The sequence below is a fragment of the Actinomyces sp. ph3 genome, assembly GCF_000308055.1.
Classification (GTDB): domain Bacteria; phylum Actinomycetota; class Actinomycetes; order Actinomycetales; family Actinomycetaceae; genus Pauljensenia.
This window is the reverse complement of the sequence record NZ_CAGY01000005.1, coordinates 205,740-229,677: the sequence shown is the minus strand read 5'-3', so window position 1 is coordinate 229,677 and position 23,938 is coordinate 205,740. Positions and strand designations below refer to the sequence as shown.

Genomic DNA, 23,938 nt, shown 5'->3' with positions numbered 1-23,938 from the left:
ATCTCCCTTTCAACATCTTTTTCATGCGGATTCTCAGAAAAACAATTTCACACAGCAGGCGTTCAGGATACATTCAGTTATCTCACTCAAAATGTTGACTATGACGGAATTTGAAAACACTGGAGAAGCACGACTTCTTGTCGTTGACGATGAACCAAATATTCGCGATCTTCTGGCCTCATCACTGCGTTTTGCTGGCTTTGATGTCATCACGGCAGAAGACGGAGCATCTGCTTACCACCAGGCTCAGGAAGAACGCCCTGACCTGATCGTTCTGGACGTCATGCTCCCCGACATGGATGGCTTCACAGTGACTCGTCGCCTGCGCGATGCAGGTATCACCATCCCCGTCCTTTTCCTGACAGCTCGCGATGATATGCGCGACAAGATCCAGGGACTCACCGTCGGCGGCGACGATTACGTCACGAAGCCTTTTGGCCTCGAGGAAGTCGTCGCACGTATTCGTGCCGTCCTGCGCCGTACGCTGGGCGAGAGCGGCGACGATGGCAAGCTGCGCGTCGCTGACCTTGTCATCGACGAAGACGCACACGAAGTCACTCGCGCTGGAGTACCGATCGACCTGTCCCCCACCGAGTTCAAGCTTCTGCGCTACCTCATGATCAATCAGGGACGAGTCGTTTCCAAGATGCAGATCCTCGATCACGTCTGGGAATACGACTGGGATGGCGAGGTCGCAATCGTCGAATCTTATATTTCCTACCTGCGTCGCAAGCTGGCCGTCGAAGGCGCCAGCGGCGAGCTCATTCACACCAAGCGAGGCGTTGGATACATCCTTCGAGACGATAACTAAAAAATGTACCCACGCGGTGTAGTACGCAGATTCTGGTCGTCACGTTCGTTGACGGCCAGAATTGTTGCGCTCACTGCACTTCTTCTCTCCCTTGGACTTTCCCTTTCAGCAACGGTGATGATCGGCCTCTTGCAGCGCCACCTCATTGCCCAAGTTGATGACCAGCTCTCATCAACAGTTCTGTCATTGGCCCCCAAGGCCATTGAGAACCCCCAAGAGCTGACCCAAGAGCCCAACCTCCCCACCCTCTACTACCTCAACATCCAACGAGCCAACGAAGAAGACGTCACGCTGCTCTCGGCCTCGACACGCGACCACGCGGGTAAACCGCTGATTCCGGAGCTTCTCAAGCCAGGTCAATCCGCGCAGACGGCTACCGGCTGGACTGACCCCGTTACTGTCGAATCAACGAAGAAGGGATCTACATGGCGCGTGATTATTGTTCCCATTACGCGCAGTGGCGATATCACCCCAACGGGCAGGCTCACCGTCGCACTCCCGCTCAACGACGTAAAATTCACCATTCAAAATATGGCTGGATACGTTGCGACGACGGCAATTGCGATCATCGCCATCGGCACCGGCCTGGCGACCTACCTAGTCCGGCGCGCGCTTCTTCCTCTGCGCGGAATCGAGACGACTGCTGGGAAGATCGCCGCTGGCGACCTCACCCAGCGTGTTCCATTCGCTCCGCCTTCAACGGAAGTCGGTTCGCTTTCGAACTCATTGAACTCCATGCTGAGCCAGCTGGAGCAGTCATTCGCAGCGCGCGAAGAATCTGAGCGCAAGATCCGTCGCTTCGTTTCCGACGCTTCGCATGAACTACGCACTCCCCTAGCCGCGATTTCCGGTTACTGCGAGCTCTACTCAATGGGCGGCGTTCCGGCAGAGCGCACCGGCGAAGTCATGGGGCGCATTCGATCCGAATCAACTCGCATGGGTTCATTGGTTGAGGACCTTTTGACCTTGGCTCGCTTGGACGAGGGCCGGCCGCTAGAAATCGTGGACGTTGACGTGATCGCGATGCTTCGCAATGCTCGCTTTGACCTTCAAGCCCTCGATCCCACTCGCCAGGTCAAGATTCTGGGGATCAATGACCAGCCGATTCCACAAGCCGTATGGATTCAGGCCGACCGCGACCGCCTGCAACAGGTGCTCACAAATATCATCGGCAACATTGTGCGTTATACCCCGCGTTCAACACCGGTTGAGATTGCGGTAAGTCAGAATCCCACTTCTGTTCTGATGGAATTTAGGGATCACGGACCTGGAATTGCGAAGGAAGACTATGAAAAAGTTTTCCAGCGCTTCTATCGAACAGAAAGCTCGCGTGCCCGCTCGCTGGGTGGCTCCGGATTGGGCCTTTCCATTGTGTCCTCAATCATCTCGGCACACGGCGGTCACGCACAGCTGGCAAAGACCACGGGCGGTGGTCTCACCGTCAAGATCGATATGCCAATCGTGCAGTCCAAAGAACGCATGAAGGCGTAAACTGACGGAATTCGATCTTCGCCACTTCCTTTCCACGTCGAATGTCTTGCGAATCTCAACTACCTAAGCAGCACTGTTTTTCCTTGAGAATGACGCAGAAAACCGCTGGGAATTAAGTGATCACGCGCTGCATGACCTCTGCAAATCCTTCGCTGAGTGGGCAAGCTCCGTGCCAAGCGCCCAAAAAGTGGCTAGCATTGCCAAGTAACATTGTCAGACTAGGAGTGAGCGCGCATGGGTGCCGATGCACCTCAGTGGCTTTTTAGTTCCTTCGTGGACACGATGCAAGAAATTGGGGCAAGCGCTCCGATTCCCCTTCTGGAGGCTGAAGCTCGCGATTTGATCTCGCGCTGGAATGCCAAGGGACGAATCCTTCACAATACCCGCCATCTCATCAAAACTTTGGCGCGTATCGACGAGATCGCTTCGACAGCACACGATCCTGACGTTCTGCGGGTTGCTCTGTGGTATCAAGGAGCGGTACTTAACCGCAGTTTCGATGTTTTCCAACGCGGAACCAACAGTGATGAACAGGAATTCTCTGCGCTGTACCACGCACGTTCTCGCATGGAAACACTGGGGCTGAGCGAAGACGTTATTTCTCGCATTCAAGAGCTCATGATGGCGCTTTTCACGCACCGCGCGGATCCTTCTGACATGGATGCTCAAGTCCTCATTGATGCCGACTTGGGAATGCTGGCAGCTAGCCCTCAGGACTTTAAGCGCTTCCGTGAATCACTGCGCGAAGAATACCCTGATTTGTGCGATACGGATTACGTACGTGCACGCCGCCTGGCAATTAAGAAAATCTTGGCGCGCGAGCAGATCTTCCACTCACCCCTTGCACTTGCATGGGAAGAAAGCGCACGAGCTAATCTCGAGGCCGAAAGCGCCAAGCTCGCCCGAGTTCTCAAAGAATGCGCCCCCGAGGCTGATCTTGATGAGCCCGAAGAAGATTTTGGGTCAGAGGAACACCACGAGACGCTCTCATCGGATACTCCTGCTTCTGGAACGATGATTATCCGTCGTCGTCACCTCAACATTAAGAGTCATGCTGAGCCTTTCGACCATGTCGATACCCCGAATGTTCCCGGCGAGTCTTCGCCTTCCGCTGTTGTTGAGCTTCCAAAGTCAACCCTTTCCGTTGATTCCGATGAGTTTGCCACTGACGAGGCCGCTGGCGTACCTGTGACGCCCGCTCCCCTTGGCAGTGGGGCTGAGGCTTCAGTCTCCGCTCAGGCTCCTTCCAATGCCGCATCTGATAGCGCGGAGGAGTCAGCGGGGGATACTGTGCCCGTATCACCAACGCTTCCTCCTGAAAACACTGAGACACCTGCTCTGGGGATTCCAAGCGGAGAGGCAGCTCCCACGCCCTCTGGCATGGCAGAGCCTTCTTTTCAACATGTTTCTCTGCCCAGCACCGTCCACACCCCTCTGCCGGGTGTTGCAGCAGAGAGTCCTTCGCGTAGATCTGCTGTTGATGATGACGACACTTCTTCTTTGGAGTCAGCGTTGGATGACTTGGACATTCCAACTCCTCCCCCACTGTCCTAAATCCTTAAGGTTGAATCATCGTATTCATCCACCGTGTCAGGTTGAACCGTTTTTTGCACAGATCGCCTCATCTGCACGGTGACATCATTTTTCTCTTCCTAGGCTGTGAACACCCATTCACCCAGCCTAGGAGGGCACAATGACCGCGTTTTCCGTCGACTCCGCACACATCGCTTCATGCGCCTCGCGGATCCAAATTACCTGCGACTCAATTCGAAGCGAAGTCTCAGCACTCATGAACGAATTACTGGCGCTTAGAGATACTTGGCAAGGTGGCGCCTCTGCGCAATTCTCCGATTCTGTTGCTTCTTGGCAGCTCACCCAAGCTCAAGTTGAAAGCTCCCTAGACCAGATCTCAAGCTCACTTTCACATGCGGCTCAGGTCTACGCAGATGCTGAAGCACAGAGCATCGGACTCTTCGCGCATTAGAAGACTGGCCTAGTCAATGAAACCGCCTAATAAATGCCTGTGGGGGCGCGCTTGAAGCGCGCCCCCACAGGGACATTCAATGGGAATGCTGTTTTCTAACCCCTAGGGGATCAGTACATTCCGCCCATTCCGCCGTCAGCAGCTGCTCCTGCCGGCGCCGGAGGCTCGGGCTTGTCGGCAACAACGGCCTCGGTGGTCAGGAACATACCTGCGATCGAGGCTGCGTTCTGCAGAGCGGAGCGGGTGACCTTGACCGGGTCGGAGATACCCTGAGTCATCAGGTCGCCGTACTCGCCGGTTGCAGCGTTCAGACCGAAGCCGGGCTCCATCTGAGCAACACGGTCAGCAACAACGCCACCTTCAAGGCCAGCGTTCTCAGCGATCTGCTTGAGCGGTGCGGAGACAGCTTCGCGAACGATGTTCACACCGGTGGCCTCATCTCCGCTGAAGTTCAGCGAGCCAAGAGCCTTGGAGGCTGCCTGAATCAGTGCAACACCGCCACCGGCAACCAAGCCCTCTTCGGAGGCTGCGCGAGCGTTACGGATCGCGTCCTCGATGCGGTGCTTACGTTCCTTGAGCTCAACCTCAGTTGCAGCACCGGACTTGATGACTGCCACGCCGCCGGAGAGCTTTGCCAGACGCTCCTGGAGCTTCTCGCGGTCGTAATCGGAATCGGTGGTCTCGATTTCCTTACGCAGCTGACGGATGCGTGCCTGGATGTCATCCTTTGCGCCCAGTCCATCAACGATGGTGGTTTCATCCTTGGAGACAATGACCTTGCGTGCACGGCCGAGATCTTCAAGGGTGGCGTTCTCAAGAGAGAGGCCAACGGTCTCGGAGATCACTTCACCGGCGGTGAGGATTGCAACGTCCTTCAGCATGGCCTTGCGGCGATCGCCAAAGCCGGGAGCCTTGATGGCGACAGACTTGAAGGTGCCACGGATGTTGTTGACAACCAGGGTTGCCAGGGCTTCGCCCTCAACGTCCTCGGCAATGATGAACAGCGGCTTGCCGGTCTGCATGACCTTTTCCAGGACAGGCAGCAGTTCCTTGGCATTAGTGATCTTGGTGTCGACCAGCAGGATGTAGGGATCCTCAAGGACGGCTTCCTGGCGATCTGCATCGTTAACGAAGTATGCAGAGAGGTAGCCGCGCTCGAAACGCATACCTTCGGTCGTCTCAAGGGTGGTGTCGAAAGAGTTGGTCTCTTCAACGGTCACAACACCTTCGGAACCAACCTTCTCAAAGGCCTGAGCAATGAGCTTGCCAATCTCGGGATCGTTTGCGGAGATTGAGGCCGTGGCAGCGATCTGCTCGGTGGTCTCAACAGGCTTGGAATCCTTGTGCAGCTGGGCAACGATTGCCTCAACGGCGCCATCAATGCCGCGCTTCAGGGCGATGGGGTTCGAACCGGCTGCAACGTTGCGCAGGCCCTCACGGACCAGTGCCTGTGCCAGAACGGTAGCGGTCGTGGTGCCGTCACCTGCGACGTCATCGGTCTTCTTGGCAACTTCCTTGACCAGTTCTGCACCGATACGCTCGAAGGGATCTTCGAGGTCGATTTCCTTAGCAACGGAAACGCCATCCTTGGTGATGGTGGGGGCGCCCCACTTCTTGTCGAGGACGACATTACGGCCCTTGGGGCCCAGGGTGACCTTAACGGTGTCGGCGAGAAGGTTCAGACCGCGCTCCATGCCGCGGCGTGCCTCCTCATCGAAGTGAATGAGCTTCGTCATGTTCTTCTATCCTTCCGCGATGCGGATTGGACCGATGCCCGCGACGGACGACTCAGGTAACTCCTAAGCCTCACCGGCCTTAGTGCTTATCACTCGGCAGTCCCGAGTGCTAAATCCAAGTCTGGCACTCTCAGCCTCAGAGTGCAAGATGGACAGTTGGGAGTTCACTGAAAAAGAAAAACCCCGGTACCAAGTACCGGGGAGAAGCTCCCGCGACTGGATTCGAACCAGTAACCGTCCGATTAACAGTCGGATGCTCTGCCGTTGAGCTACGCGGGAAAGCGACAAAAAGAAATAGTAGCGATGAAGTGGGCCAAGAGCAAATCCGAGAGCTTCCTACGCTCATGGCCTGCCTCACATACCAATTACTTCCATTCGGGATTGTCCGTATCCACACCACTATCGCGAGCAGCGCACTCAATTGCGGTCGCGAGCCATTGAGCAAAACCGTCGAGCTGTGAGTCGTAGTGCGAGCGGAAACGCTCGTCGTGAATGTAGGAACGTGAAATCACGTAGTGCTTTGCAGGGGTCACCGGGAAGAACTCGCTGAGCAATTCCCGATGCGAGGCGACAAGAGCTGCCGCCTCGTCACTATCGGGAAGAACGCCCTGACGGATGGCTGCGATCATGTCCTTCTCGACCTGCTGAAAACGGTCAGCATTTCCCTGCCAGTCCGCCGAGCTCCACGATGCAGTGCGGCGCTGAGATTCCTGCCAGTCGTCACTATCACCGTAGTGTTGTTCAGCTTCCTCCTGATGCGCGGCAAAGTCAGCATCCCCAAGGATTTCCCCGATCTCTTCCACACTGAGAGAATTTTCGTTCATTGCATCCTCCAATAAGGTATCGATTGCTTTGATCATTTTGTCCGTCTGCTGGCGATGGGCAATAAGGCTTGCTCGCTGTCGCTTCAGGTGCGAGAGCGCCGATTCCCCAGAATCGAGGAGTGTCTTGATGTCCCCCAGCTTCATCCCCGTCGCTCGATAGATGATGATCCTTTGGACCCGAGCACAGTCCTCGACCGAGTAGAGCCGGTAGTTTGACCAGCTCCGTTCGGCGGGAGCGAGGAGCCCTTGTGCCTCCCAGTGGTGAAGCGTTCGCACAGTCACCGAAAAGCGCTCAGCGACCTCACCAACGGTGTAGAGATTGTTGTCATCGCTCATGGCAATCATTGTGAAGTCTCACGCCGCGTCATGCTCAAGTCGAATGCGCACGAGATTGCGAAGCTGCCACTTCACGAGACCGAGGCTAACTTGCATGGCCGCGGGCGACGGCAGGGCCTGGCCGGGCTTCGAGCCGATGCGCCGAGCGAAAGCTCGCGGCGCGGACGGTGAGCGGGCGGGCCGTCGCAGCGGCCAGGGAGGATCCTCGCAGGCGGTCCAGAGTGGCACACAAAGCGGAAACCCCGCCCTGCCAAAGCAGAACGGGGTTTCGCGGCCCATGACGGGCGAAAGTCTGAATGAATCAGACGGGGAAAGTCACTTAAGGGTGACCTTGCCGCCGGCCTCTTCGATCTCAGCCTTAGCCTTCTCGGCGTCTTCCTTCTTGGCGTTCTCGAAGATGGTCGAGGGGGCGCCGTCAACCAGGTCTTTGGCTTCCTTGAGGCCCAGGCCGGTCAGAGCCTTGACAGCCTTGACGACGGCGATCTTCTTGTCGCCTGCGGACTCGAGGACAACCTCGAACTCGTCCTTCTCTTCAGCTGCGGGAGCATCGCCTGCTGCGGGAGCAGCAACGGCAACGGCTGCGGGAGCAGCAGCGGTAACGTCGAAGGTCTCTTCGAAGAGCTTCACGAAATCGGAGAGCTCGATGAGGGACATTTCCTTGAAAGCTTCGATGAGCTCGTCGTTGGAGAGCTTAGCCATGATTGGCATCCTTTCGATTTTGGCCTGCTACGTGAGCAGATTGTGGATGTGATCGCAAAGGCGAGTGCCTTCGCGGGCCTGTCACGTCAGGCCGCTTCGCCCTGCTTTTCACGCAGAGCATCGATGGTGCGCACCGCCTTGGACGGAAGCGCGTTGAAGGCGTATGCCGCCTGAGAGATCTTCGCCTTGAGGGCGCCTGCAGCCTTGGCCAGCAGGACCTCGCGAGACTCGAGATCGGCAAGCTTCTTGACAGCCTCAGCGGAGAGCTGCGCGCCCTCCATAGCACCGGACTTCAGTACCAGCTGAGGATTCTCCTTGGCAAAATCACGCAGCGTCTTGGCAGCCTCAACGGGCTCACCGGTGACGAAAGCGATAGCGGTCGGGCCCTTCAGGTCAGCCTCGAGGAAATCGAGACCAACTTCGCGAGCCGCCAGGATCGCCAGCGTGTTCTTTGCCACGGCGTAGGTCGCATTGCCAGCCAGGCCGCGACGCAGCTGCTTGAGCTGGCCAACGGTCAGACCGCGGTACTCGGTCAGCAGGACAGCGTCGGCTGCGCGGAAACGCTCCACGAGCTCGGCAACTGCTGCCACCTTGTCGGACTTCGCCATGGTCCTCCTTTCAAAAATTCACCGCCGGACGCACGAAAAAGCCCGGCACGCAGGAAAGCGGCCGGGCTCAAATGAAACCCACTTCAAAAGAAGTCACTCACCTGCGTCGGAAGCTTTCGCACTTGGAATCCACCGAGGTGGATGACCGACGGTCTTCGGCAACGAGTAGCTTAACACGCATCGCAGTAGGGGTTCCAGCTCTGGAAGTGTGTATCAGCACACTCATAAACACACACTGGGATTTTCGCTGCACCAGATCCAAAGCAAGGGGTCCCCACAAGCATTGCTCGTGGGGACCCCTTGAAACGACTATCTGCCGTTAACCTCTAGCGCTTCAGGAAGCGTCCTCGGAGGTCAGGGCGCGAGTCTTGGTGGCATCCAGCGGGATACCGGGGCCCATGGTCGTGGCGACCGTAGCCTTGAGGATGTAACGGCCCTTTGCGGAAGCCGGCTTCAGACGCAGGATCTCCTCCAGGACGACAGCGTAGTTCTCGACCAGCTGCTCGGCGGTGAAGGAAGCCTTACCGACGATGAATGCCAGGTTTGCGTGCTTGTCGACACGGAACTCGATACGACCGCCCTTGATTTCCTTAACGGCCTTAGCAACATCCATGGTAACGGTGCCGGTCTTGGGGTTTGGCATGAGGCCACGGGGACCAAGCACGCGGCCCAGACGGCCAACCTTGCCCATGAGGTCGGGGGTTGCAACGGCGACATCGAAGTCGGTGTAGCCCTTGGCAACCTTCTCGATCAGCTCGTCGCCACCGACTTCGTCGGCTCCGGCGTCGATTGCTTCCTGTGCGCGCTCGCCAACGGCGAAGACCAAGACCCGGGAGGTCTTACCGGTGCCGTGCGGCAGGGAAACAGTGCCTCGGACCATCTGATCGGCCTTACGGGGATCAACACCCAGTCGCATAACAACCTCAACGGTTGAATCGAACTTGGTGACCGAGGTTTCCTTGGCCAAACGCATTGCGGCCAGGGGGCTGTACAGTTCGCCAGCGTGGATCTTCTCCGCCGCTGCGCGGTAGCTCTTAGAGCGCTTCGTCATTCTGCTTCTTCTCCTTGCAGGTGTGGGTGTCGGGCAGCGCCTGCCCTACCACGGAAATTAAAGGGTCAGTCCTGAACAGTGATGCCCATGGAACGTGCGGTGCCCGCAACGATCTTGGATGCAGCATCAATGTCGTTGGCGTTGAGGTCAACCATCTTGGCCTGAGCGATTTCACGCACCTGGTCCATAGTGATCGATCCAACCTTGGCGGTGTTCGGGGTACCCGAACCCTTTGCAACACCTGCAGCCTTCTTGATCATCTCGGAGGCCGGAGGGGTCTTCAGAACGAAGGTGAAGGAACGATCTTCGTAAACGGTGATTTCAACCGGGACGATCGAACCGCGCTGCGACTCAGTTGCAGCGTTGTATGCCTTCGTGAATTCAACGATGTTAACGCCGTGCTGGCCCAGTGCAGGACCAACGGGCGGAGCCGGGGTCGCGGCGCCTGCAGCGATCTGCAGCTTGATAAGGCCGGTGACCTTCTTCTTCTTCGGTGCCATATTTCGGGTCTTTCTATTTCTTACTCAGCCGCGGAGACTACCGCGGCATACGTCCATGTGGGATCTACAAGAAGAGCAACCTGTAGACAAAGTCCACCTAGACGCACGAATCTACATGATAACGCGATGTGGGTGACTCCCCAAGTCTAGGTGCTGCAGCTCACGCCGATCGAGAAATCGGCAAGCATCTACTGCATCAGCAGAAAGGGAGCCCCAATTGCGTTTCAGGGAAATTACTCTTCGATCTTTTCGACCTGATCGAAGGTGAGCTCCATGGGGGTCTCACGTTCGAAGATGGTCAGCAAGACCTTCAGACGCTGGGTTTCAGGCATGATCTCGGAGATCACTGCGCTCATGGTGGCGAATGCACCATCGGTAACGGTGACGACCTCGCCAACCTCGAACTGAGTGTGGACTTCCTGAACGGGAGCGGGAGCGCTCTTTTCCTCGGCGGCAGCAGCCTCGAGTACGTTCGGGGTCAGCAGCATGACGACCTCGTCGATCGACAGCGGCACGGGATTGTGCTGATCGCCAACGAAGCCGGTGACCGCGGGAGTTTCCTTCACCACGCGGTAGGAATCCTCGTTGAAGTCCATGCAGACAATGACGTATCCAGGGATGCGCACACGACGAACGCGCTTCTTCACATTGCCGCGGTACTCCATGACGTATTCGTCGGGAACCTCAACCTGGAAGATCGACTCTTCCATGTTCTGGCTGGTGATGCGCTGCTCAAGGTTTGCCTTCACCTTGCGCTCGTGGCCGGAGTAGGTGTGAATAACGTACCAGTCACCGGGAGACATGTAGAGCTCGCGGCGCAGCTTCTCGATGGGATCATCCTCGCTCGAGGCTGCTTCCTCAGCTGCTTCCTCGACGCCAGCAATCGCTTCGCCTTCTTCAAGAGCTTCCTTGCGCTCTTCGGGGGCGTCTTCAAGACGCTCTTCGCGCTCGTCCTCGCGCTGTGCAGCGGTCTCCAGCTCACCTTCGGGGGCGATTCCACCGTCAAAAGTATCGGGTTCCTGGCCCTCGATCTTGTCCTGGCTCACGGGTTTTCCTCCTGTGGTTACCGCTTGCGCGGTGCTTCACGGCCGAGCCGTAGAAGAAACCCGCCTGCATTCCTGCGGGCGGGTCACGGTTTCAGCCAAATACGATGGCACTTAGTCTACCGAATAGGAAATCAAGAATTCCAGTGAAAGCCATAACTGCGGTAACAAACACAATCACGACGATGAAGTAGGTCCAGGTCTCTGATCCGCTGGGATAAACAACTTTCTTCATCTCAGCGACAACCTGAGAGACGAAGATCACCATGCGCTTGAAGATATTCGGACGCTTTTCCTGGGTCTTCTCAGAGGAGGAGGCTTTACGAGAGCGCGTTGCACCGCTCTTTGTACGATCCGCCTTGGGCGATTCGTCACGGCGAGCCTGGGATCCGCTCATCGTTCCTCCAATAGTTCTGCACCTAAGTGGCAGGGCAGGCGGGACTCGAACCCACAACCGCCGGTTTTGGAGACCGGTGCGCTACCAATTGCGCCACTGCCCTACTGCAACTCTTCAAAAAGTGTTGCCTGGTTGAGTTTAGGGGAGAACGCGCCCCATGTCCAACTCATCCGCGCGACATTGCCTCATAGACGCTCAAATTGTGACTCAGACCAATAAATGACTGCGGCCATGTCACAATACTGATGTGGATACTCAATCAGCTTCGCGCATCTCAACGCGCTTCGCCAATATCACTCCATCTGCAACCCTTGCCGTCGACGCTAAGGCTAAGGCGCTGAAGGCACAGGGGCGTCCCGTCGTTGGTTTCGGTGCGGGCGAACCTGATTTCGCCACCCCCGATTACATTGTCGAGGCCGCGCTCGAAGCAGCACGCAACCCCGCGATGTACCGCTACACCCCGGCCTCGGGCCTTCCTGCACTCAAGGAAGCAATCGCGCACAAAACTCTGCGCGATTCGGGTTACGAGGTCAGCCCCGACCAGGTTTTGGTGACTAACGGTGGAAAGCAGGCGGTTTTCCAGGCCTTCGCAGCGCTGCTGAACCCCGGAGACGAGGCCATCCTCCCCACCCCCTACTGGACCACCTACCCCGAGGTCATCAAGCTCGCGGGCGCAACCCCGGTGGAAGTTTTCGCGGGTGCTGATCAGGACTACAAGGTCACCGTTGATCAGCTCGAGGCCGCGCGTACCCCTCACACCAAGCTTCTTCTTCTGTGCTCGCCCTCTAACCCAACAGGCGCCGTTTATACTCCCGCTGAGCTGACGGCCATCGGTCAGTGGGCACTCAAGCACGGTGTGTGGGTGATCACCGATGAGATCTACGAGCACCTTCTCTACGACGGTGCGCAGAGCGCACACATCGTCAAGCTGGTCCCCGAACTTGCCGACCAAACCATTGTGTTGAACGGTGTCGCGAAGACCTATGCGATGACCGGTTGGCGTGTGGGCTGGATGATCGGTCCTCACGACGTGATCCGTGCAGCGACCTCCTTCCAATCGCACCTGACGTCGAATGTCAACAACATTGCTCAGTGCGCTGCAATCGCCGCCCTCAATGGACCACTGGATGTCGTTGAACACATGCGCCAAGCATTCGATCGTCGTCGCCAAACCATGGTGAAGATGCTTCGCGAAATCGACGGACTCCAGGTTCCCACACCTAAGGGGGCCTTCTACGCCTACCCGGCGGTCAAGGATCTTCTTGGTCGAGAGATTCGCGGGAAGGTCCCAACCACTTCCGCCGAATTGGCCGACCTGATCTTGGATGAGGTCGAGGTCGCAGTCGTTCCGGGCGAGGCCTTCGGCCCCTCTGGTTTTATTCGCCTGTCCTATGCCTTGGCAGACGAGGACCTTGTTGAGGGCGTTGGCCGCATCCAGGAACTTCTGGCAGAAGCTCACTGATACAGCCGAATACAAAACTTCAATACACCCGGGCGGTAGCGACACAGTGCTACCGCCCGGGTTTTTCTTACTCCGCGTCAATAAATACCCCAATAGCGCTATCCAAAATTGAGCTTGAGCTGTCACAATTGACATATGGACCTTTCGACGCGGCGAACACACCTCGACCAACCCAATGGACACGTCCTTGTCGCCCACGGTTATGGCGAGCATTCGGGACGTTTTGAAGGGCTGGTCAATGCGCTTCTCCAGACTGGCTACGATGTGTCAACCTACGACCACTACGGTCATGGCACTTCCCCAGGTCCTCGCGCCCAGGTCGACGTCGGTCTACTGATCAAGGACCACATCGCTGCTCGCCAACAGGCTCTTCACAATTCACGCTGCGATGAATTGATCCTCTTTGGGCATTCAATGGGTGGTTTGATTAGCGCTGCTTCTGCGCTGATCTACCGCAAGGATCTGCGCTGCATGGTCCTCACCGGACCCGCTTTCATTCCACTCCCCCAGCTTCCTATGCCCATGGTTGGCGGACTTGGGAAACTGGCTCGCTATTTGCCGGGAGTACAGGTTCCGGCGGCACAGTCCACGCCCGAACATTCCTTGCTTTCGCGTGATCCCAGCGTCCAAGAAGCTTTCGACGCCGATCCCCTCAACTACCACGGCGCTCCCCCGCTTCTGACGGCCTCGACCATGGTGATTCAGGGCAAGAAGGCGCTTGATCATGCGGATCGCCTGACCTGCCCCACGCTGATTTTCCACGGCAGCGCTGATGAGCTCACCTCGCCGGAAGGCTCTGCAGAGTTTGTTGAGCGCGTGCTCGAAGCTCACCCCGGTGCGGATATTCACCTGCGTGTCATTGACGGGGCCTGCCACGAGGTTCTCAACGAGCCTGAGAAGGCCATGGTCCTGCGCGACTTGCTCCTGTGGGTCGAGAAGCACTGATGGAGCAGCGTCAAGCATCTCGCCAGCTTTCGTTAACGGTTCCAGCACCAACTCCCCCCGGGCGTCGGCCGCTCTCCACGCTCCCCAAAGCACACCTGCATCTGCACTTTACTGGGGCGATGCGCCCGCAAACTCTGATCGATATGGCCCGCGAGAAAGGCACCCGCCTTCCTCCTCACCTCTTGGACTTGGACCCCTTAACCGTGCCCGCGGACGCCCGCGGTTGGTTCCGTTTCCAGCGTTCCTACGATGCGGCGCGAGCTTTGGTCCGTTCCGAAGCCGCGATGCGGCGGATCGTTGCCGAGGCCGCGGAAGATGATGCGGCCGAGGGCTCGCGTCGCCTCGAGATGCAGGTCGACCCCACGTCTTACGCGCCCTGGGTTGGCGGGATTACTCCCGCTTTGGAGATCATCATTGACGAGGCGATCGCCGCGGGGAAGCGCACGGGCGTTGAAGTTGCATTGATCGTTGCGGCCTCGCGGATTCGCCATCCTCTTGACGCGCGAACGCTTGCTCGTCTGGCGGTTCAGTATGCCGGTGATGGCCCCGGACAGGTTGTGGGCTTTGGTCTATCGAATGACGAACGCATGGGCGACACCTCTGCTTTTGCTCCTGCCTTCCGTATTGCCCGCGATGGCGGTTTGGCCTCGGTTCCTCACGGCGGGGAGCTTTTGGGCCCGGAGTCTGTGATGAATGTTGTTTCAGCCCTGCACCCGACGCGTTTGGGGCACGGCGTGCGCACCAGTGAAGATCCCGATTTGCTGCGGCGTTTGATTGACGCGGATATTTCTTTCGAAGTGTGTCCGACCTCGAATATTCACCTGGGGGTCTTCCCAGATTTCGCATCTGTTCCGCTCATGCGCTTTATCGAGGCCGGCGCGCGCGTTGCTCTTTCGGCTGACGACCCCTTGTTGTTCCATTCGCGCGTGGTTGCCCAGTACGAGGCCGCGCGTGATGTTTTCGGGCTTTCTGACGCGCAGCTAGCGGATTTGGCCCGTCAGTCGATTGATGCTTCTTTGGCTAGCGAGGCATCGAAACGCGTGTGGAAAGCGGAAATCGATCAGTGGCTTGCGGCCCCGCCCGCGGCCTAAGTATCTCTCTTCACCAATAGTGCACGCGTGCACTATCATGCACTTATGACGCGTTTTAATCGGGAGGATGCACCATTGCTTGTGCGCGAAGCACGCACTGACGCCTCCCTCACACAGGCTGAGCTAGCAGGCATGACCGGGATGAGCCAGTCAACCCTCGCACAAATCGAAGCCGGGAAACGTGCCGTATCCACCGAGCTTCTCGAGAAAATTCTTCGCGCCGCCGACTATCGTCCCTCCCTGCCACTAGCCCGCTACGCGCCCTCCATTAGCCGCTATGCCATGAAACGGGGCCTCGATTCCCTCCGCGTCTTTGGTTCCGTCGCTCAGGGAACGGACGGCTTTGAATCGGATATTGATCTGATCGGTACTCCCACCCGCGAGCTGTCACTGTTTGAGCTGGCAGATATCGCATCGTTTACAAGCGAACTCACGGGATTTCCTACCGAAGTCCACGCGGATACACAAGTACCCGACGCTCTGCGGAAGATCATCGACGAGGCGGTACCACTGTGAGCGAGCCTGCGTCTTTCACGCCTCGGCCACGCGCGCCAAAACGACAAACACCTAGCTTCGACGTTGATAACTTCTTACGTGAACTTGACGTTATCGCTCGACGCATCGAGCGGGTTGCTGGAGTCCCCCCTCAGACCTTCAACGCCGATTGCCCCGAATACGACTCCGCGTGCATGGTGATCATCCGGCTAGCTGGTTTCCTGGAGCGCGAGGAATACGCGCCATACATGGATACCCTCACCTCGGTCGAGAAACGCGCACTACGGACAACTGGGAACATCGCGGCACATTCGGGGTACCAAAGCATGGATGACAAGCTTCTGTGGGCGGCCGTTACCCGCAATGTTCCCGATATGATCGAACGCCTACGCACCGCGCTTCAGGCAGATAGACAGCAGCCTCGCGGGTAAATAATTCGCCTATTCACAAGGTTGAAGAAGATCTGAGTTACCACTCAATACCGATGGCAACAGGCTCAGGAACAAGAGTCACACCATAGGCATCAAAGACTCGCTCGCGCACAGCGCGCGCCAAGGCCTCGATATCTGCACCACTTGCACCCCCGCGGTTCGTCAGCGCCAGCACGTGCTTGGTCGACAAGGATGCGCGAGGCGGGTCACCGGCCTCGGGAAGATGGAAACCCTTGGAGCAGCCTGCGTGGTCAATGAGCCAAGCGGCGCTGGTCTTCACGAGTCCCTCCCCCGCCGGGAAACGAGGAGCCTCTTCGGGGAGCGCAGCGGCCACAGCCTCGGGGAGGATGGGGTTTGTGAAGAAAGATCCCGCGCTCCACGTATCGTGGTCCTCGGGGTTTAAGACCATTCCCTTCCCCGCGCGCAGCTCGAGCACGGTCGAACGGACCAAGGATGCCTCGGCACGCTCCCCAGCTTCCACTCCCAGGCGCCGCGCAAGTTCGGAGTACATGACGGGGGCACTCAAGGATGAGCGCTCGAGGCGAAAGTCGACGCTCAACACAACCCAACGCCCCGTCGGCCCCCACACGCGGCCGGGAAGACCGGGCTGACCAATGCTGTGCTTGATCGCGGAGGAACGGTAGGCAAAACCTAGCTCGGAGGGGAGCAGACGGACGATGCGCTGCTCGAGGCGGTCGTAGGCCTCGACGCTGTGAATTGTTTCAGCAACCTCGTGTCCGTAGGCACCCACGTTCTGCACCGGGGATGCCCCCGCGCTTCCGGGGATCCCCGACAAGGCCTCGATACCGGAAAGGTGTTCGTCGACGCTCCACGCAACAAAGTCATCCCAGACCGTGCCGGCCCACACGCGGACGATCACCAAGCCATCCGCATCCTCTTCAACGATCCGTGCAATCTCTGCGCCCGGACGTACGGCGACGACAGTTCCATCAAATGGAGCATCGGATGCAAGCAGATTCGATCCGCCACCTAGGACTAGAAGCTGGCGCTGCTCCTCATCGGCCGCGCGAACGGCAGCAACCAATTCCTCACTGGAAGTCACGCGAACAAAGCGAGAAACCTCTCCGCCCACGCGAAAGGTCGTCAATTCAGCAAGAGTCGTCATGACTCAAGATTAATCGTCAAGAGGTGCAACGGCTCGCACGCGCCCCCGCTGGTCCGGAACCTGGCCGGCCAACACGATGGCCAGACACACCGGGAGCACGACGAAAACGAGCGCACGGTGGTAGCCAACGTGATCCGCAATAAGACCTAAAATCGGCGGTCCAATGAGCGCCGAACCATAATTCACGGTCGAGAGGACCGAGACTCGCGCAGGCGTCATCACGGGATCAACGCTCAGGGCGGAAATACCCAGCGGGAAGACCAAAGAAGCCCCAATACCCCACAGGGCAACGCCAACGATCGCCAGAATATGATGCGGAGCAAAAGCGACAAGCGTCAGGCCAATGATCGCGCAGCCCATTGTGAATCGCAGCAAATGCGGCGCTCCGAAACGCCTCTCCAAACGCGGGGATCCGAAACGCATGATCGTCATCATCAGCAAGAAGAAAGCGAAGATCGCCGACGCGGAAGAAGTCGCAAAACCATAACCGTCGACCATCGACAGGTTCAGCCAGTCGTTAGCAGCGCCTTCCAGGAGTCCACCGCTCATCACCATGAGCGCAATCAGAACCGTGCGACGCTCGCGCCACGCCAAGCGGGTCAGGCCCTTCTTCGCATTGTTTCCCGAGGCCTCGTCCCCTTCGCCCGCAGGGCTTTCCTTAGCGGGTTCAAGAGCGGCGACCTCGCCGTGGCTGAGGTAGAAACCGACAGCGATGCCACAGACCACAAGCTCAAGCGTGGCCAAGCCAAAAAGGTGAGCTGCAACTGGAAGTCCCGCACGTGCGGCAAGTGCGCCTACGAGCGCACCGCCGAGCATACCCACGGCATACATCGCCTGAATCACGGGCACGACCAAGCGCCTCACAGCAGCTTGGACCAAACCAGCCTCGATGTTCATGCTCGATCCCCACAGGCCCGTCCCGGCGGACATGAAGACAAGGGAAGCGGTGAAGAGCACAAGAGAATTCGCAAGCGTTCCCGTCGCTGCTCCGGCAATGCCCAATGCCCAAATGAATACGCCGATTCGCCCAGCCCACCGTGCACCGATCTTCATGACGATCGGACCCGAAGTGGGAAGGGTCAGCAAAGAGCCCAGGGAGGCAATCAGCAGCATCATGCCGATTGTGCCCGGGGTCAATCCCAGATGATCGCGTACATCTGGCAAACGTGAGAGCCACGCTGAGGTTGCGAAACCTAGGCCTGCATAGACCACAAAGGTCGCACGAAGAGCACTGTGAGCACGCGATGAGGGAATAGACATGATTCGAAATTTTACTCGCCGATAGACCCGTGCTTAAAGGCCGCAAAAAGAGGTGTCCGTGTGAAATAGCTCCACACGGACACCGACTGATATTCGGAAGAAAAGTCAGTTTTCGACGGCGGCCTTAAACCAACCAGTTACCGACGTCGGGTGAGTAATTGCGGTACCCACGATCACTGCGAACGCGCCGAGCTTCATAGCAGCTGCGGCATGCTCCGGAGTGTGAATACGCCCTTCACAGATTACGGGAACATTCGGGAATGCCTGAACCGTCTGCTCGAGAAGCTCTAAGTCAGGACCATCGGTCTTCGGGCGATCTCCGGTGTAGCCAGCAAGAGTCGTTGAAACAATATCGACACCGGCATCAACGGCGCGCTGTGCATCTTCAAAAGATCCGCAGTCAGCCATAACCAGAGTCTCTTCTTCGCGAAGAGCTGCAACGGTTTCGGCAAAACTACGACCATCAAGACGCGGGCGACCGGTCGCATCCAGAGCGACAATATCGGCCCCAGCCATCACACACGCACGCGCGTGTCGAAGCGAAGGAGTGATGTAGACGCCTTCGTGGCCTTCCTTCCACAAACCAATGACGGGTACATCCACGCGCCCCTTGATTGCGGAAATATCAGACAGACCTTGGCAGCGAATTGCCGCGGCTCCACCGATTTCGGCAGCGCGCGCGATCTGCGCCATGGTTTCGGGGTGCCGCATGGGCTCTCCCGGGTAAGCCTGAACGGAAACAATGAGCTTCCCCTTCAGGCCAGCAATAAGCGGATGCATGGTTTCTCCTATGCGTTGAGGAAGAATGAAACGGCTCCGAGCAGCGGCGCGTCGCCGCCCAGGGAACCAATGAGGATCGGTGTATCAGCAACGGGAGTCATCGCGCTGGCTGCGAAACCTTCACGCAGGCCATCCCACCAGATATCTCCGGAACGAGTCATTGAGCCAGAAATGATAACCGCTGCGGGGTCTACGCAGTTAACCAGCGAGGCCGTGGCCTCGCCCAGTGCGTACGCAGAGCGCGAGAAGCAGGCGCTAGCCAGGGGGTCACCCGCATCTGCAAGTTCTTGCAGTGCACGACCACCATCAACTTCGGGAGCGTCTTGAGGACGCAGCGAGTTGTACCAAGCCGTAATTCCTGATCCGGAGCAGAACGCCTCGATGTGACCAAGCCGACCGCAGGAGCACGCCATATCGGGGGCGAAGTGGTGATGGATATGACCGACGTGCCCAGCGATCCCTCGGGAGCCAAAAGTGACATGGCCGTCTTCAACCAGGGCACCACCAATTCCCGTACCTACTGCGATCGAAAGGACTGAGGAATAGGGGCGTCCGGCTCCCAAGGTCGCCTCACCCAGACCGTGTGCGTGGACGTCATTGAGGACGCGCACAGGAAGTCCCGTGCGCTGCGCAACGAGCTTCCCCAGAGGGGTCCCTCCCCACCCGGGCATGATGTCAGTTGCCGAGACAATCTTTCCTTCAGCGGGGTCAACGACCCCAGCAGAAGCAATTGCGACACCCGAGGCTTCGGGGTGAGTCTCTTTGAGAGACGAGGCCAGCGAGCAGATTCGCTCGGCAACGTCGGCACCCCCACGGGAAGCCTCAGTAGGAATTGAGCCGCGCTCAACAACCGTATAGTTTTGTCCAACTTCGACAATGCCCCAACCGACTTTGGTTCCGCCGATATCAAGGGCGAGGAGCGTAGTCATGAAAGTTCTCCAATAAATAACGGATGAAAATGTTAATCAGCGAGGCCAAGGCGGGCGCACGCTCGCGCGTACGCGAGAGGAGGACCACCTCGGCCTCGCTGATGATCAGGAGAGCAAGCCAGCTTCGCGCAGGACGGAAGCAACGTGCTCGACGTTGTCACCTTCGAGGGCGGCGACAGGACGCGGCATCTCGTTGGAATCAAAGACACCGAGGAGCTGCAGAGCAGTCTTGAAGGCACCAACGCCAGCACCGAAGCCCTGAACACCCTTCACCAAAACGATGCGCATGAGGTCCGCAAGACGGTCCTGCTCGGCGCGCACGGCTTCCCAGTCACCGCGCTCGAAAGCCTGCCACTGACGGACGTAGCCATCGGGGTCAACATTGGCCAGTCCGGGGACCGAGCCATCTGCGCCCGACATGTAGGCACCATCGACAACCACTTCGTGGCCGGTCAGCAGCTGAAGCGGGTGGCCAGCGGCCTCGTTCGCACGGGACAGCCAGCGGAAGCCCACATCGTCACCGGAGGAATCCTTAACACCGTCAAGAACGCCTTCCTTACCCAAGCGAAGAACAAGATCGTTCTGCAGCTTCGTGTGGACGCAGACGGGAATGTCGTAGGCCCACAGCTCAAGGTTGGTGTTCTCCTTGAGGATGCGGAAGTGCTTTTCGATCTCTGCCTGGCCGCCCAGTGCATAGAAGGGAGCGGTTGCAACGACGCCCAGAGCTCCACCGATTTCTTCAACTGCCTTGATGTTCTCAATGACACGCTCAGTTTCGGTATCGATCACACCGACCAGCAGCGGAACGCGACCGTCGACAATGCGAACAACCTCACGCTGGATCTGCTGACGACGCTCGGAGGTCGAGAATGCAACCTCACCGGTAGAGCCGGAAACGAAGAGGCCGTTCAGGCCCGCACCAATCATGCGATTGATGTGACGCTCCAACGAGGCAACGTCCAGCTCGCCGTTCTTCAGCGGGATAGCCAACGGCGGGACAACGCCGCGAATCTGTGAACTCATTAGTTCTCTCCTCCGAGTGTTGGATGCAGCAGCGAGGGTGCAGCCCCCAGGAGCTTGCGGGTGTAGGGATCCTTCGGGGACGCCAGCAATTCGGCTGCCGGTCCCTCTTCAACGACCTTTCCGCCATTCATCACAGCGATCCGGTCAGAGACGTAGCGAACAGTTTGAATATCGTGCGAGATGAAGACCATCGCCAAGCCCAGTTCCTTCTTCAGGTCCGTGAGCAGGTTCAGGATCTGTGCGCGAACCGAGACGTCCAGAGCACTGGTCGGTTCGTCAGCGATGATCGCATCGGGACCGATGGACAGAGCACGGGCGATTGCCACACGTTGACGCTGACCGCCGGAGAGCTGACCAGGAAGCGCATCCAAAGCGCTCGAGGGCAGGCCCACGAAGGAGATCAGTTCGCGAACGCGCTTGGCTCGCGAGGCCTCGTCACCAATCTTGTGCACACGCAGCGGATCAGCAAGCTGGTCAGCAACGTGCATACGCGGGTTGAGTGCGGTTGCGGGGTCTTGGAAAACCACGGAAACGACTCGTCCGATACGCCTACGCGCATCCGCACCGCGCTTGGTGACTTCCTCGCCGTTGAAGAACACTTGGCCCTTCGTTGGCATTTGGAGGCCGCACATGACATTGGCGGTCGTGGACTTTCCACAGCCGGATTCGCCGACGATACCCAGTGTCTGTCCGCGCTCGATGCGCATATCAACGCCGCGAACCGCGTAGACCTTGTTCGGCTTGAACAGCGATCCAGTACGGGAGTTGAAGGTCACCTCAACGTCTTTGAGCTCGATGATCGGAGGTTCGGGTGTAGCGATCACCGTCTCGGTTTCGACAATCAGAGTTTCGGTACTCATCAGTTTTCCTCCTGACCTTCTTCGATGACGACGGTCTCGCTTACGACAAGAACCTCCTCGCGAGGCGGCAGTGCCGCATACACGTGCTCCGGGCCAACCTCGGTGAGGATCGGACGGATGTCGAGGCCATAGTCGGGGTGCGAGGAACGCGGGGCGAAGCGGTCGCCGATCGGGAAGTCCCGAGGCGAGGGCACGGTCCCGGGGACCTGGTGCAGACGTCCCGAGCCGGACTCGATGGAAAGGACCGCGCCCAACAAGCCGCGGGTGTACTCGTGGGTCGGGTGGGTGAGCAGTTCCTGAGTGGGAGCTTGCTCAATGACCTGACCGGCGTACATGACGGTGATATTGTGGGCGACCTCTGCGACAAGAGCCAGGTCGTGGGACACGAAGATCATTGCGAATCCCAGCTTCTCACGCAGCTCATTGAGCAGCGAGATGACCTGCTTCTGAACGGTGACGTCCAGTGCGGTGGTCGGTTCATCAGCAATGATGAGCTTCGGGTCGCGGGTCAGTGCCATTGCGATCAGAACTCGCTGACGCTGGCCACCGGAGAGTTCGTGCGGGTAGGACTCGAGGGTGCGCTTGGGGTCCAAGCCCACCAGCTCAAGGAGTTCTTCTGCGCTGCGGGTTCCGCCGCGCTTGGTCAGCTGCTTCATCTGTGCCTTGATGAGCATGGCGGGGTTCAGCGAGGAAAGCGCATCCTGGTAGATCATTGCCATCTCGTGGCCCAGAAGCGCGCGACGCTCTTCCGGCTTCATCTCCAGCAAGTTCTTGCCTTCGTAGAGGATCTCACCGGTGATCTCTGCCTTCGGGTCAATGAGGCCCATGATGGTCAGTGCCGTAATGGACTTACCACATCCGGACTCACCGACCAGACCCATGGTTTCGCCAGCGCGCACCTTGAAGGACACGTGATCGACGACATTGACATCGCCGTGACGCTCGAACTTGATGCACAGGTCCTTGACCTCGAGCAGAGGTGCTTCTTTCGAAGTGGCAACGAAACGATCGTGACGCTTGCCTTCGACAACTTCCAGATCGTCCAGGCGTTGCTGCAGGGACTCGGCCTGCTCGGCGTATGCACGGCGAGGATCCAGAAGGATACGGTCGGCTTCGCGATCAGAGTTCTTATCGACCTGGGCAACGGCTGCCGTCGAAGGAGCCGCAACCATGGCATCGGTGATGCCTTCGGAGAGGATGTTCAAGCACAAGACGGTGATCATGATGAATGCACCGGGGAAGACGGCCGTCCACCACATCCCAAGTATGACTGAGAGGTGGGTGGATTCTTCCGAAAGGATGTTGCCCCAGGTCGCAACCATGGTGGGGTTCAGGCCCGAACCGATGAAGGTCAGCGAGGCCTCGAGGATGATCGCGTCTGCAACCAAAACCGTAGCGAAGACCAGAACCGGAGCAGCGGTATTGCGCATCACGTGCTTGATGAGGATCCATGGTGCACGAGCACCGGAGACGATCACTGCACGCACGTAGTCTTCACCGTATGCGGCCATCACGTTTGCGCGAACAATACGTGCCAGTTGCGGGATGTAGACAAAGGCGATCGAGAAGACGATCACCATCACAAGCCCGAACTTATTGCCCGATTGGGAAAGTGCACGACCGAAGACCAGAACCGTAACAGCCGCCATTGCGATACCGGGGACCGCCATGACGATGTCCAAGATACGCATGATGGTTTCGGAGATGGCCTTGCGCGTCACGGCTGCGATCGAACCAATGATTGCACCGAAGAAGAGGGCAATGATGGTCGAGGCGATACCGATGAACAGTGAGTACTGCCCGCCGTAGAGCACGCGACTGAAAATATCGCGTCCTTGGTGATCAGTTCCGAAGAGGTGTGCGGCAGAAGGAGCCTGCCAGGCTTCATTCAGCGCATCGGGATCATAGGGTGCAATGAAGGGCGCCAAGATCGAGCCCAGAGCGATCAGAGCAAGGACCACCATTGAGATCTTGGCTCCGATAGACATCGCTCCGATACGCGAGAAACGCACGCCCTTTCGGGTAACTTTTTCGAGTTTTGCTTTCTGGTTCATGA

24 protein-coding genes and 2 tRNA genes are annotated in these 23,938 nt (G+C 58.1%); 9 read left to right on the top strand and 17 right to left on the bottom strand.

What is annotated here, in order from left to right:
• Nucleotides 1-91 precede the first annotated feature (91 nt).
• From HGAS_RS06265 to HGAS_RS06250, 4 genes are all read left to right on the top strand, one after another.
• Complete coding sequence (locus HGAS_RS06265; protein WP_009408650.1) at nucleotides 92-811, top strand: response regulator transcription factor; 720 nt, start codon at nucleotides 92-94, stop codon at nucleotides 809-811.
• 3 nt (nucleotides 812-814) lie between these two features.
• Nucleotides 815-2,302, top strand: coding sequence for a sensor histidine kinase (locus HGAS_RS06260; protein WP_019126979.1), 1,488 nt, complete (start codon nucleotides 815-817; stop codon nucleotides 2,300-2,302).
• A 234-nt stretch (nucleotides 2,303-2,536) separates the two neighbouring features.
• A complete protein-coding gene (locus HGAS_RS06255) occupies nucleotides 2,537-3,856 on the top strand; it encodes a hypothetical protein (protein WP_019126978.1) in 1,320 nt (439 codons plus the stop codon).
• A 139-nt stretch (nucleotides 3,857-3,995) separates the two neighbouring features.
• Entirely contained in the window at nucleotides 3,996-4,286 is a 291-nt protein-coding gene (locus HGAS_RS06250; protein WP_019126977.1) for a WXG100 family type VII secretion target, read from the top strand.
• Nucleotides 4,287-4,396: 110 nt separating this feature from the next.
• Here the strand turns inward: HGAS_RS06250 and groL are convergent, their stop codons facing one another.
• The 10 genes from groL to HGAS_RS06200 form a co-directional block, all read right to left on the bottom strand.
• Nucleotides 4,397-6,022: a chaperonin GroEL gene (gene groL, locus HGAS_RS06245; RefSeq protein WP_019126976.1), complete on the bottom strand. Its 1,626-nt coding sequence runs from the start codon at nucleotides 6,020-6,022 to the stop codon at nucleotides 4,397-4,399.
• A 207-nt stretch (nucleotides 6,023-6,229) separates the two neighbouring features.
• Nucleotides 6,230-6,301 (bottom strand) — tRNA-Asn (locus HGAS_RS06240).
• Nucleotides 6,302-6,387: 86 nt separating this feature from the next.
• Nucleotides 6,388-7,182 carry a MerR family transcriptional regulator gene (locus tag HGAS_RS06235; protein ID WP_019126975.1) on the bottom strand — a complete coding sequence of 265 codons (795 nt, stop codon included), beginning with the start codon at nucleotides 7,180-7,182 and terminating at the stop codon, nucleotides 6,388-6,390.
• Between the two features lie 315 nt (nucleotides 7,183-7,497).
• Nucleotides 7,498-7,881: a 50S ribosomal protein L7/L12 gene (gene rplL / locus HGAS_RS06230; RefSeq protein WP_019126974.1), complete on the bottom strand. Its 384-nt coding sequence runs from the start codon at nucleotides 7,879-7,881 to the stop codon at nucleotides 7,498-7,500.
• A gap of 86 nt (nucleotides 7,882-7,967) precedes the next feature.
• Nucleotides 7,968-8,489, bottom strand: coding sequence for a 50S ribosomal protein L10 (gene rplJ / locus HGAS_RS06225; RefSeq protein WP_009408642.1), 522 nt, complete (start codon nucleotides 8,487-8,489; stop codon nucleotides 7,968-7,970).
• Between the two features lie 334 nt (nucleotides 8,490-8,823).
• Complete coding sequence (gene rplA, locus HGAS_RS06220; RefSeq protein WP_009408635.1) at nucleotides 8,824-9,540, bottom strand: 50S ribosomal protein L1; 717 nt, start codon at nucleotides 9,538-9,540, stop codon at nucleotides 8,824-8,826.
• A gap of 65 nt (nucleotides 9,541-9,605) precedes the next feature.
• Entirely contained in the window at nucleotides 9,606-10,040 is a 435-nt protein-coding gene (gene rplK, locus HGAS_RS06215) for a 50S ribosomal protein L11 (RefSeq protein WP_009408634.1), read from the bottom strand.
• A 233-nt stretch (nucleotides 10,041-10,273) separates the two neighbouring features.
• Complete coding sequence (nusG, locus tag HGAS_RS06210; RefSeq protein ID WP_019126973.1) at nucleotides 10,274-11,086, bottom strand: transcription termination/antitermination protein NusG; 813 nt, start codon at nucleotides 11,084-11,086, stop codon at nucleotides 10,274-10,276.
• 91 nt (nucleotides 11,087-11,177) lie between these two features.
• Nucleotides 11,178-11,480: a preprotein translocase subunit SecE gene (gene secE / locus HGAS_RS06205; RefSeq protein ID WP_019126972.1), complete on the bottom strand. Its 303-nt coding sequence runs from the start codon at nucleotides 11,478-11,480 to the stop codon at nucleotides 11,178-11,180.
• Between the two features lie 27 nt (nucleotides 11,481-11,507).
• Nucleotides 11,508-11,583 (bottom strand) — tRNA-Trp (locus HGAS_RS06200).
• Between the two features lie 144 nt (nucleotides 11,584-11,727).
• Here HGAS_RS06200 and HGAS_RS06195 point away from each other — a divergent pair.
• The 5 genes from HGAS_RS06195 to HGAS_RS06175 all read left to right on the top strand — a co-directional run bounded on the left by HGAS_RS06195 (nucleotide 11,728) and on the right by HGAS_RS06175 (nucleotide 15,904).
• Nucleotides 11,728-12,942, top strand: coding sequence for a pyridoxal phosphate-dependent aminotransferase (locus HGAS_RS06195; RefSeq protein ID WP_019126971.1), 1,215 nt, complete (start codon nucleotides 11,728-11,730; stop codon nucleotides 12,940-12,942).
• A 135-nt stretch (nucleotides 12,943-13,077) separates the two neighbouring features.
• The gene (locus HGAS_RS06190; protein ID WP_019126970.1) at nucleotides 13,078-13,887 is read left to right on the top strand and encodes an alpha/beta hydrolase; all 810 of its coding nucleotides are present in this window, start codon (nucleotides 13,078-13,080) and stop codon (nucleotides 13,885-13,887) included.
• Nucleotides 13,887-14,978 carry an adenosine deaminase gene (locus HGAS_RS06185; protein WP_019126969.1) on the top strand — a complete coding sequence of 364 codons (1,092 nt, stop codon included), beginning with the start codon at nucleotides 13,887-13,889 and terminating at the stop codon, nucleotides 14,976-14,978. The genes HGAS_RS06190 and HGAS_RS06185 overlap by 1 nt, the downstream gene beginning before the upstream one ends.
• Nucleotides 14,979-15,023: 45 nt before the next feature.
• Entirely contained in the window at nucleotides 15,024-15,494 is a 471-nt protein-coding gene (locus HGAS_RS06180) for a helix-turn-helix domain-containing protein (RefSeq protein ID WP_026066685.1), read from the top strand.
• On the top strand, nucleotides 15,491-15,904 hold the full coding sequence (locus HGAS_RS06175) for a hypothetical protein (protein WP_019126967.1): 414 nt from the start codon (nucleotides 15,491-15,493) through the stop codon (nucleotides 15,902-15,904). The genes HGAS_RS06180 and HGAS_RS06175 overlap by 4 nt, the downstream gene beginning before the upstream one ends.
• A 37-nt stretch (nucleotides 15,905-15,941) precedes the next feature.
• Here the strand turns inward: HGAS_RS06175 and HGAS_RS06170 are convergent, their stop codons facing one another.
• The 7 genes from HGAS_RS06170 to HGAS_RS06140 form a co-directional block, all read right to left on the bottom strand.
• Nucleotides 15,942-17,030: a UDP-N-acetylmuramate dehydrogenase gene (locus HGAS_RS06170; protein ID WP_019126966.1), complete on the bottom strand. Its 1,089-nt coding sequence runs from the start codon at nucleotides 17,028-17,030 to the stop codon at nucleotides 15,942-15,944.
• 9 nt (nucleotides 17,031-17,039) lie between these two features.
• Nucleotides 17,040-18,290, bottom strand: coding sequence for an MFS transporter (locus HGAS_RS06165; RefSeq protein WP_019126965.1), 1,251 nt, complete (start codon nucleotides 18,288-18,290; stop codon nucleotides 17,040-17,042).
• 105 nt (nucleotides 18,291-18,395) lie between these two features.
• On the bottom strand, nucleotides 18,396-19,070 hold the full coding sequence (locus tag HGAS_RS06160) for an N-acetylmannosamine-6-phosphate 2-epimerase (RefSeq protein ID WP_019126964.1): 675 nt from the start codon (nucleotides 19,068-19,070) through the stop codon (nucleotides 18,396-18,398).
• Between the two features lie 8 nt (nucleotides 19,071-19,078).
• Nucleotides 19,079-19,999, bottom strand: coding sequence for an ROK family protein (locus HGAS_RS06155; protein ID WP_019126963.1), 921 nt, complete (start codon nucleotides 19,997-19,999; stop codon nucleotides 19,079-19,081).
• Nucleotides 20,000-20,104: 105 nt separating this feature from the next.
• On the bottom strand, nucleotides 20,105-21,022 hold the full coding sequence (locus tag HGAS_RS06150; RefSeq protein WP_019126962.1) for a dihydrodipicolinate synthase family protein: 918 nt from the start codon (nucleotides 21,020-21,022) through the stop codon (nucleotides 20,105-20,107).
• Nucleotides 21,022-21,882: an ABC transporter ATP-binding protein gene (locus HGAS_RS06145; RefSeq protein WP_019126961.1), complete on the bottom strand. Its 861-nt coding sequence runs from the start codon at nucleotides 21,880-21,882 to the stop codon at nucleotides 21,022-21,024. Before HGAS_RS06145 ends, HGAS_RS06150 begins: the two co-directional genes overlap by 1 nt.
• Nucleotides 21,882-23,936, bottom strand: a complete 2,055-nt coding sequence (locus HGAS_RS06140; RefSeq protein WP_019126960.1) for a dipeptide/oligopeptide/nickel ABC transporter permease/ATP-binding protein — start codon at nucleotides 23,934-23,936, stop codon at nucleotides 21,882-21,884. The genes HGAS_RS06145 and HGAS_RS06140 overlap by 1 nt, the downstream gene beginning before the upstream one ends.
• Nucleotides 23,937-23,938: the final 2 nt, after the last annotated feature.